This is a genomic window from Nocardia sp. NPDC127526, from assembly GCF_042672265.1.
GTDB lineage: Bacteria > Actinomycetota > Actinomycetes > Mycobacteriales > Mycobacteriaceae > Nocardia.
Genome location: NZ_JBHXVO010000037.1, coordinates 55,048 through 64,649, shown reverse-complemented (window position 1 = coordinate 64,649; position 9,602 = coordinate 55,048). Strand labels below are relative to the sequence as shown.

The 9,602-nt window shown below is 68.0% G+C and carries 9 protein-coding genes; 8 read left to right on the top strand and 1 reads right to left on the bottom strand.

What is annotated here, in order from left to right:
* Positions 1-86: 86 nt before the first annotated feature.
* Complete coding sequence (locus ACFVIV_RS35195; RefSeq protein WP_379203994.1) at positions 87-299, bottom strand: hypothetical protein; 213 nt, start codon at positions 297-299, stop codon at positions 87-89.
* A gap of 267 nt (positions 300-566) precedes the next feature.
* Here ACFVIV_RS35195 and ACFVIV_RS35190 point away from each other — a divergent pair, with 267 nt between their 5' ends.
* The 8 genes from ACFVIV_RS35190 (at position 567) to ACFVIV_RS35155 (ending at position 9,549) form a co-directional block, all read left to right on the top strand.
* Positions 567-2,111 carry an anthranilate synthase component I gene (locus ACFVIV_RS35190; protein WP_379203992.1) on the top strand — a complete coding sequence of 515 codons (1,545 nt, stop codon included), beginning with the start codon at positions 567-569 and terminating at the stop codon, positions 2,109-2,111.
* Positions 2,108-2,998: a TIGR02234 family membrane protein gene (locus ACFVIV_RS35185; protein ID WP_379203990.1), complete on the top strand. Its 891-nt coding sequence runs from the start codon at positions 2,108-2,110 to the stop codon at positions 2,996-2,998. Before ACFVIV_RS35190 ends, ACFVIV_RS35185 begins: the two co-directional genes overlap by 4 nt.
* A gap of 149 nt (positions 2,999-3,147) precedes the next feature.
* Positions 3,148-3,966 carry an indole-3-glycerol phosphate synthase TrpC gene (gene trpC, locus ACFVIV_RS35180; RefSeq protein ID WP_379203988.1) on the top strand — a complete coding sequence of 273 codons (819 nt, stop codon included), beginning with the start codon at positions 3,148-3,150 and terminating at the stop codon, positions 3,964-3,966.
* Between the two features lie 8 nt (positions 3,967-3,974).
* Positions 3,975-5,270, top strand: a complete 1,296-nt coding sequence (gene trpB, locus ACFVIV_RS35175) for a tryptophan synthase subunit beta (protein WP_379203987.1) — start codon at positions 3,975-3,977, stop codon at positions 5,268-5,270.
* A complete protein-coding gene (gene trpA, locus ACFVIV_RS35170) occupies positions 5,267-6,067 on the top strand; it encodes a tryptophan synthase subunit alpha (RefSeq protein ID WP_379203986.1) in 801 nt (266 codons plus the stop codon). The genes trpB and trpA overlap by 4 nt, the downstream gene beginning before the upstream one ends.
* Positions 6,068-6,440: 373 nt before the next feature.
* Entirely contained in the window at positions 6,441-7,808 is a 1,368-nt protein-coding gene (gene glpT / locus ACFVIV_RS35165) for a glycerol-3-phosphate transporter (protein WP_379203985.1), read from the top strand.
* A 90-nt stretch (positions 7,809-7,898) separates the two neighbouring features.
* Entirely contained in the window at positions 7,899-9,011 is a 1,113-nt protein-coding gene (gene lgt, locus ACFVIV_RS35160; RefSeq protein ID WP_379203984.1) for a prolipoprotein diacylglyceryl transferase, read from the top strand.
* A 94-nt stretch (positions 9,012-9,105) separates the two neighbouring features.
* Positions 9,106-9,549 (top strand): NINE protein, encoded by a 444-nt coding sequence (locus ACFVIV_RS35155; protein ID WP_379203982.1) that lies wholly within the window; start codon positions 9,106-9,108, stop codon positions 9,547-9,549.
* The last annotated feature ends 53 nt before the right edge of the window (positions 9,550-9,602 follow it).

Genomic DNA, 9,602 nt, shown 5'->3' with positions numbered 1-9,602 from the left:
AGGGGGTTTGGGGGCTTAGCCCCCATTCCCAATTCATTCGGGGGTCCGGGGGCAGCGCCCCCGAACCCCTCGGGGAAAACCCGCCCTCAGACTCCGATGAGGGCGGCGACCTCCGGGTTCTTGATCTCCATGACGTCGAGGATCCCGTGGGCGCGCAGGAACGGCTTGAGTTCCTTGATGCGGTCGGTGTGCTCGGCGTACTCGTCCGGGAAGTTGCGCGGGTCGAGCGCCTCCAGGGCCTTGACATAGGTGACGAACGAGGCGATGGCACTGTGCTTGCCGCTCTGCGGCTGGTTCATGTTCATCATCCGCGGCGGCTGACCGGGCAAGCCCTGGCCGACCTGCGGAGCTGCGTGCCGTGGGCCCTCCGGTGCGACCGGTTGCGAGGGGTACATCTGTGTTGAACTCCTCTCGTAGGGGGGAACCGCGTGCGACCTCTCCTTTTCTGCCGGAGCAGATTGCCGCGAGTGTAGTGATGACCGCATCGGGTATTCGCGGCCGGTCGGTCCGCGGCTGGGGCGAGGAGCGATTTAGATCCCGGTTGCCGGGCCTGGAATGATGGGTGAATGCACGGCGCCTCGAACGACACCACCACCTCCCGTGACCAGTTCCGGGAACTCGCGGCCGACCACCGGGTTGTCCCGGTGATTCGAAAGGTGTTGGCGGACTCGGAGACTCCGCTGTCGGCCTACCGCAAACTCGGCGCGGACCGGGCGGGAACCTTCCTGCTGGAGTCCGCCGAGAACGGGCGCTCGTGGTCACGATGGTCGTTCATCGGCGCCGGCAGCCCCTCCGCGCTGAGCGTGGTGGACGGTGCGGCGGCCTGGCTCGGCCAGACCCCGGCCGACGCCCCCTCCGGCGGCGATCCGCTGACCGCGCTGCGGGAAACCCTGCAACTGCTGCAGACCGAGCGCCTGCCCGGCCTGCCCCCGCTGACCGGCGGCATGGTCGGCTACCTCGGCTACGACGCGGTGCGCCGCATGGAGCGCCTGCCGTCGATCGCCGCCGACGACCTCCAGCTGCCGGAGATGGTGCTGCTGCTGGCCACCGACCTGGCCGCCTTCGACCATCACGAGGGCGCCATCACCCTCATCGCCAATGCGGTGAACTGGAACGGCACCGACGAGCGCGTCGACGAGGCCTACGACGACGCCGTGGCCCGCCTCGACCGCATGACCGAGGCCCTCGCCGCCCCCGCCGAATCCACCGTCTCGGTCTTCGACCGCCCCGAACCCGACTTCCGCCGCCAGCGCACCTCCGACGAATTCGGCGCGGGCGTGCGCCGCCTGGTCAAGGAGATCGAGGCGGGCGAGGCATTCCAGGTGGTGCTCTCGCAGCGCTTCGAAATGGAATACGGCGGCACCCCGATCGACCTCTACCGCATGCTGCGCGCCTCCAACCCGAGCCCGTACATGTACCTGATGCACATCCCGGACGGCGCGGGCGGCACCGCGTTCTCCATCGTCGGCTCCAGCCCGGAATCGCTGGTCACGGTGAAGGACGGCGTGGCCACCACGCACCCCATCGCGGGCACCCGCTGGCGCGGCGCCACCGAGGAGGACGACCTTCTGCTCGAGAAGGGCCTCCTCGCCGACGAGAAGGAGAACGCCGAGCACCTCATGCTCGTCGACCTCGGCCGCAACGATCTGGGCCGCGTCTGCGAACCCGGCACCGTGCGCGTCACCGAGTACCGCCACATCGAGCGCTACTCCCACGTCATGCACCTGGTCTCGACCGTCTCCGGCCGCTTGGCCCCCGGCAAGGTCGCCCTCGACGCGGTGAACGCCTGCTTCCCGGCGGGCACCCTCTCCGGCGCCCCCAAGGTCCGCGCCATGGAACTGATCGAGGAACTCGAACCCACCCGCCGCGGCATCTACGGCGGCGTGGTCGGCTACCTCGATTTCGCCGGCGACGCCGACACCGCCATCTGCATCCGCACCGCCCTCCTCAAGGACGGCACCGCCTACGTGCAAGCGGGCGCGGGAGTGGTCGCCGACTCCGATCCCGACTACGAGGACGTCGAATCGCGCAACAAGGCCATGGCGGTGCTCAAAGCGATCGCCGCCGCCGAAACGGTGCGCGCCTACCGCCCGGGCGGCAATGGCCAATGAGCGACCCGGATATCGAACCGGTCTCGGAAAAGTCTGCCGCCGACAGTGATTCGGGACCCGGCCGGACCGACGCGGCAGCCGATCCCGCGAGTGCCGATACCGCGGCAGCAGCCGGCGCGGCGGAGGCCGACCGGGCGGAAGCCGCTGCCGCGCGCCCAGCCGCGTCGGAGGCGGCGAAGGCGCGGGGCAAGCCGATCGGCGCGGTGGTGCTGCTGGCGATCGCGGCCGGGTTGTTGTGGGCGTCGTCGCGCATGACGTGGGTGAGTCTCGAGGTCACCAGTGAGCTCGGGTCGCCGCGCACCGTCGATCTGGACGGCGGCACGTGGTTCGGGGCGCTGACGCCGCTGGCGCTGGCGCTGCTCGCCACCATTGCGGCCGTCTTCGCCACTCGTGGCTGGCTACGACGGATGCTCGGCGTGGTGGTGGCGGTGCTGGCCGCTGTCGCCGCTGTGCCTGCGTACGCCCTTGTGCAGGGGGCCGGTAAGGCGGGTGAACGAGCCGCGCGGCTGGCCGAATTGCGCACCTGGGAGCATGCCGGGGAGGTTGACACCTCGACACTCCCCGCCGTGCTGACGTTGCTCGGTGCGGTTGCGGCCTTCACTGCCGGCGTGTTGCTGACGCGCATGCCCGCGGAGACCGCCCAGATGTCCGGAAAGTACGACAATCCGGTCTTTCGGAAGTCCGAGGCGGCCGAGCAGGTTGCCGAACATCACGCGGTGAAACGCGCCGCGGAAGCCGGGTCACAGGAGGCTCCACGAGAGCCGCTGTCGGGCCGCGTGCTCTGGGATGCCCTCGATGCCGGTGCGGATCCCACCGACGATGAAACCAATGCCCCTGCCGCGCACGATGATCCAGATAGCGGGGAAGCGGGCCGCGCAACCCGCTGAACAGGGGGTGAGACCGCAGTGGGTGCATCTTTCAACCCCGCCGTCAAGAGCGGGAACATAGCCATTTACTCTTTATCAGCATCGGTGAGACAGCGCCTGGGGGGACTCTCAGGCAGCAAGTCCGTCTCCCCAGAAAGGATTCGAGCCAGATGACGGTACTCGACTCGATTCTCGACGGGGTCCGCGCGGATGTGGCCGCTCGGGAAGCCCTCCTGGATTTCCAGGCCGTGAAGAAGGCTGCCGCAGCGGCGCCATCCCCGCGTGACGCCAAGGCCGCGTTGCACTCGGACGGTATCGGCGTCATCGCCGAGGTGAAGCGCGCCAGCCCGTCGAAGGGCTCCCTGGCCGACATCCCGGACCCGGCCGTCCTGGCCCGCGCGTACGAGGACGGCGGCGCACGCATCATCAGCGTGCTGACCGAGGAGCGCCGCTTCAAGGGTTCGCTGGCCGACCTGGACGCGGTCCGCAAGGTCGTGGACATCCCGATCCTGCGCAAGGACTTCATTGTCGGCCCGTACCAGATCCACGAGGCCCGCGCCCACGGCGCGGATGTCATCCTGCTGATCGTGGCGGCCCTGGAGCAGGACCAGCTGTCCGCGCTCATCGACCGCACCGAATCGCTCGGCATGACCGCCCTGGTCGAGGTGCACACCGAGGAGGAGGCCGACCGCGCCCTCGAGGCCGGCGCCACCGTGATCGGCGTGAACGCCCGCAATCTCAAGACCCTCGAAGTCGATCGGGATGTGTTCGCCCGCATCGCCCCCGGCCTGCCCAGCGAAGTGATCCGGGTGGCCGAGTCCGGCATTCGCGGCACCGCCGATCTGCTGGCCTACGCCGGTGCGGGCGCGGACGCCGTGCTCGTCGGCGAGGGCCTGGTGACCAGCGGCGACCCGCGCGCCGCGGTGGCCGAGCTGGTGACCGCCGGAACCCATCCGTCCTGCCCGAAGCCGGTCCGCCGGGGCCGGTGAAAGAAGCGATGACTCAGACCGAGAACCTGAAAACTGGGCCCATTAAGGACGTCCTCGGCCTGCCGAAGGCCAGCGACGGCGTCGCGCACAAGAGCGCGCACGAGCCCGACCTGGGTGGTCACTTCGGCGTCTACGGCGGACGGCACGTCCCCGAGGCGCTCATGGCCGTGATCGAAGAGGTCACCGCCGAATACGAGAAGTGCCGGCTGGACCCGAACTTCCTCAACGAGCTGGACCGGTTGCAGCGCGACTACACCGGCCGCCCGTCGCCGGTGTTCGAATGCGCGAATCTTGCGAAGCATGCGGGCGGCGCGCGCATCCTGCTGAAGCGGGAAGACCTGAACCACACCGGTTCTCACAAAATCAACAATGTGCTCGGCCAGGCCCTGCTGGCCAAGCGCATGGGCAAGACCCGCGTCATCGCGGAGACCGGCGCGGGCCAGCACGGCGTCGCCACGGCCACCGCGTGCGCGCTGCTCGGCCTGGAATGCATCATCTACATGGGCGCCGTCGACACCGCCCGGCAGGCGCTGAACGTGGCCCGCATGCGGCTGCTCGGCGCCGAGGTCGTCAGTGTGACAACGGGTTCGCAGACCCTCAAGGACGCCATCAACGAGGCGCTGCGCGACTGGGTCACCAATGCCGACCTCACCTACTACTGCTTCGGCACCGCCGCGGGCCCGCATCCGTTCCCGCTCATGGTGCGCGACTTCCAGCGCATCGTGGGCTTGGAGGCGCGCAAGCAGGTGCAGGCGCTGACCGGGCAGCTGCCCGCGGCCGTAACCGCCTGTGTGGGTGGCGGTTCCAATGCCATCGGCATCTTCCACGCCTTCATCGACGATCCAGGCGTGCGCCTGATCGGCTACGAGGCCGCGGGCGACGGCGTCGAAACCGGCCGTCACGCCGCCACTTTCACCGGCGGCACCCCGGGCGCCTTCCAGGGCGCGTTCTCGTACCTGTTGCAGGACGAGGACGGCCAGACCATCGAATCCCATTCCATCTCCGCGGGTCTGGACTATCCGGGCGTCGGCCCGGAGCACGCCTACCTGAAGGACACCGGCCGCGCCGAGTACTACCCCGTCACCGATACCGAGGCGATGGACGCGCTCATGCTGCTGAGCCGCGCCGAGGGCATCATCCCGGCCATCGAGTCCGCGCACGCGGTGGCGGGCGCCATCAAGCTCGGCAAGGAATTGGGCGAGGGCGCAATCATTCTGGTGAACCTGTCCGGTCGCGGCGACAAGGACATGGACACCGCCGCCCGCTGGTTCGGGCTGTTCGACAAGCCGGAGGAGAACCAGTGAGCCAGCAGTCGCGTCTCGCGAACACGTTCGCGGCCTGCCGCGAGGAGAACCGCGCCGCGCTCATCGGCTACCTGCCCGCCGGCTACCCGGATCTGCAGGGCTCCATCGACGTCTGCCGCACCATGGTCGAATCCGGTTGTGACGTCATCGAAGTCGGCGTCGCCTACTCCGATCCGGTCATGGACGGCCCCACCATTCAGCACGCCGCCGAACAGGCGCTGCGCGGCGGCGTCCGGGTGCGCGATGTGTTCAAGGTCGTGGAGGCCATCTCCCAGGCCGGCGGCAAGGCCGTCGTCATGACCTACTGGAACCCGGTGCTGAAGTACGGCGTCGACACCTTCTCCCGCGATCTGGCGGCCGCGGGCGGGCTCGGGCTCATCACCCCGAACCTGATCCCGGAGGAGGCCGACGACTGGTTCGTGGCCTCGTCCACGCACAATCTGGACCGCATCTTCCTGGTCGCGCCGTCCTCCACCGAGGAGCGCCTGGTGAAGACCCTCGAGGCCAGCCGCGGCTTCGTGTACGCGTCCTCCACCATGGGCGTCACCGGCGCGCGTGACGCGGTGTCGTCCATGGCGCCCGCGCTGTGCGCCCGCATTCGCGCCCACTCCGATATTCCGATCGGCGTCGGCCTGGGTGTGCGCAATGGCGCGCAGGCGGCCGAAATCGCTTCCTACGCAGACGGTGTCATTGTCGGCTCGGCGTTGGTGACCGCCGCCGCCGAGGGTCTGGGCGCGGTCGCGACGCTGACCGAGGAACTGGCGCGGGGCGTGCGCTCCGCTGCGGTGTCTTCGTAAATTCGCTCGAAAAAGACTGGACGCGCATCGAACTCGATGCGCGTCCGGCCCGTATCCCCGGGAATGCGTATCTCGGGGTGGTTGCTGGTCGTCGCGATCTTCGTCTTCGGCAGGGCCGTCGCGCCCTCGCTCTGGGACGAGCCGATCAAAATTCCGATCCTCATCCTGGCCTCGCTCGGCGTCCTCGGCATTACCAATGCAATAGCTACAAGGCGGCTAGCTCACGAGAATAAGTGATTCACGCCGCTAAATTCGCTTGAAAAGCCTCCCGGCGTGACCTGATTTGCTCTCGAATTCAGCTCTCAGCTAACGTTCAGTTTCGGCCCTCGTGACCGATCCGCAGGGCAAACGAATCATCTGCCCGGAGGCCTCAATGCTGAGCATCCTCGCGCCCGCTGCCCACAAGGCGCGGCTGCCCGAGAACGAGATCGACCCCCTGTACAAGCGGCTCCGATGGCAGATCTTCATCGGCATCTTCTTCGGCTACGCCGCCTACTATCTGGTCCGCAAGAACTTCGCCCTCGCCATCCCGTACCTGACCGACGGCGAGCACGGCTACGACTACTCCAAAGGCCAGATGGGCCTGGTGCTTTCGGCCATCTCGCTGGCCTACGGCGTCTCCAAGTTCGTCAGCGGCCTCATCTCCGACCGCTCCAATCCGCGCGTCTTCCTGCCGCTGGGCCTGATCCTGTCCGCCTCGGTCATGATCTTCATGGGCTTCGTGGACTGGTCCACCTCCAGCGTGCTGGTCATGTTCGTGCTGCTGTTCATCTGCGGCTGGTTCCAGGGCATGGGCTGGCCGCCGTCGGGCCGCACCATGGTGCACTGGTGGTCGCAGAAGGAACGCGGCCGCATCGTCTCGGTCTGGAACACCGCCCACAATGTCGGCGGCGGCCTGCCCCCGCTGCTTTTCCTGCTCGGTATGGCCTGGTTCCACGACTGGCGCTCGGCGTTCTACATGCCGGCCTTCCTGGCCATCGTGGTCGCCGTCATCGCCTACATCCTCATGCGCGACACCCCGCAGTCGGTGGGCCTGCCGCCCATCGAGGAGTACAAGAACGACTACCCGCCGGACTACTCCGCCAAGGACGAGCAGGAGCTCACGGCCAAGGAGATCTTCAACAAGTACATCCTGCCGAACAAGCTGCTCTGGTACATCGCCTTCGCCAACGTCTTCGTGTACCTGCTGCGCTACGGCGTGCTGGACTGGTCGCCGACCTACCTCAAAGAGGTCAAGCACTTCACCCTCGACAAGTCCTCGTGGGCGTACTTCCTCTACGAGTACGCCGGCATTCCGGGCACGCTGCTCGCAGGGTGGATGTCGGACAAGGTGTTCCGCGGCAACCGCGGCGCCACCGGCGTGTTCTTCATGGGCCTGGTGACCGTCGCGACCGCCATCTTCTGGATGGCTCCCGCCGACAAGCCCGGCGTCAGCATGGCCTGCATGATCGTCATCGGTTTCCTCATCTACGGCCCGGTCATGCTCATCGGCCTGCACGCGCTGGAACTGGTGTCGAAGAAGGCCGCCGGTTCCGCCGCGGGCTTCACCGGTCTGTTCGGGTACCTCGGCGGTTCGGTCGCGGCCAGCGCCGTGGTCGGCTTCACCGTCGATCACTTCGGCTGGAACGGCGGTTTCACCATTCTCATCGGCGGCGGCGTCGCCGCGGTGCTGCTGCTGATTCTCACCATGATCAGCGAGAAGAAGCACAAGCAGGAACTGGAACTCGTCGACGCGAAGTGACGACGCGCTGAACAGCTGCTGCCCCGGGCGAGGTCGCGCCCGGGGCAGCGCCGTATTTCCGCTACGGTGGGGCGCGTGACCATACGAGCCATGGCCGAGAGTGTCCCGACCGTGAATGTGCTGGCATACATTCCCAGTCCGCCCCGCGGCGTATGGGATATCGGCCCGTTCCCGCTGCGCGCCTACGCGGTGTGCATCATCCTCGGCATCGTCTTCGCCATCTGGCTGGGCGAGAAGCGCTGGAAGGAACGCGGCGGACAGGCCGGGATGGTCCTCGATGTGGCCATGTTCGCGGTGCCGTTCGGCTTGATCGGCGGGCGGCTCTATCACGTGGCCACCGACTGGGACAAGTACTTCGGGCCGGGCGGCAATCCGGGCGACTGGTGGAAGATCTGGCAAGGCGGCCTTGGCATTTGGGGCGCGGTGGCGCTCGGCGCGGTGGGCGCGTGGATCGGCTGCCGCATCTACAAGGTGCCGCTGCCCGCCTTCGGCGACGCCATCGCGCCGGGCATCCTGGCGGCGCAGGCCATCGGCCGGCTCGGCAACTACTTCAATCAGGAGCTCTACGGCCGCGAGACCACCATGCCGTGGGGCCTGGAGATCTACGAGCGGTTCGACGGCATCAAGCCGGACATGATGAACGGCGTCTCCTCCGGCGTGGTCATCAAGGTCGTGCAGCCGACCTTCCTGTACGAGATGATCTGGAACCTGCTCGGGGTGGCGGCGCTGCTCTACCTCGACCGCAAGTTCCGCATCGGGCACGGGCGGCTCTTCGCGCTGTATGTCGCGATCTACTGCTTCGGCCGGTTCTGGGTCGAGCTGCTGCGCGATGACGAGGCCACGCATATCGCGGGCATCCGCATCAACTCCTTCACCTCCGCCATCGTCTTCGCCTGTGCCGTGGCGTATTTCCTGCTCGCCACCAAGGGCCGGGAGACCGCCGAGCAGATCCGCGCGGGCGTGGAGCGGCCCTGGCCGTGGCAGCTCGCCGCGCTGCGCGCCTACGGGGCGGCGGGTGCGGCGGTGGCCGTGGAGAAGGCGACCGAAGAGTCCGAATCCCCGGCCGAATCCTCGCCCGATGGCAACGATTCCGCGACGGACGGCGATAACTCCTCAGAATCCGAAGGTTCCGCACCGGGGGAGACGGAGACCTCGAAAGCTGAGGCGACGAAATCGGCCGACCTCGGCAAGAATGACTCCTGACCCACGGGTGGTGAAACCTGCACGGCGGGTTCGACAGTGATGGGGGATGCTCCGGCTGCCTCGGCCGGGGGCCCGCGATATCAGGAGGATTCGAGTGACCGATCCATTCGGTAAGCAGCCCGAGCCCGGGCCGCAGTACGGCGCCCCGGGGACGGGCCCGCAGTACGGCCAGCCCCAGCCGGGGTACGGCCAGCCACAGCCCGGATACGGGCAGCAGCCCTACGGCGCACAGCCGGGCTACGGTCAGCCGCAGCCGGCGCCCTACGGTCAGCCCATGCCCTACGGCGCGGATCCGGAGGCCCCGTGGGGCCGGGACCCCTACGGCGTCCCGTACTCGGACAAGTCCAAGCTGACCGCCGGTCTGCTGCAGCTGCTCATCGGCACGCTCGGCATCGGCCGGTTCTACCTGGGCTACACCACCATCGGCGTGCTGCAGCTGATCACCTGTGGCGGCTTCGGCATCTGGGCCCTCATCGACGGCATTCTCATCCTCACCGGCAAGGTGCCGGACCCGCAGGGCCGTCCGCTCAAGGACTGACCCGACACACCCACTCCGGCGGGCACCACCGGGCAGGGCGGTGCCCGCCCGCC

Excerpts from the sequence above, each read along its gene's own strand:
- ACFVIV_RS35190 (WP_379203992.1), top strand. The coding sequence starts at position 567 with ATGCACGGCGCCTCGAACGACACCACCACCTCCCGTGACCAGTTCCGG.
- trpC (WP_379203988.1), top strand. The coding sequence starts at position 3,148 with ATGACGGTACTCGACTCGATTCTCGACGGGGTCCGCGCGGATGTGGCC.
- trpB (WP_379203987.1), top strand. The coding sequence starts at position 3,975 with ATGACTCAGACCGAGAACCTGAAAACTGGGCCCATTAAGGACGTCCTC.
- ACFVIV_RS35195 (WP_379203994.1), bottom strand. The coding sequence starts at position 299 with ATGAACCAGCCGCAGAGCGGCAAGCACAGTGCCATCGCCTCGTTCGTC.
- ACFVIV_RS35185 (WP_379203990.1), top strand. The coding sequence starts at position 2,108 with ATGAGCGACCCGGATATCGAACCGGTCTCGGAAAAGTCTGCCGCCGAC.
- glpT (WP_379203985.1), top strand. The coding sequence starts at position 6,441 with ATGCTGAGCATCCTCGCGCCCGCTGCCCACAAGGCGCGGCTGCCCGAG.
- lgt (WP_379203984.1), top strand. The coding sequence starts at position 7,899 with ATGGCCGAGAGTGTCCCGACCGTGAATGTGCTGGCATACATTCCCAGT.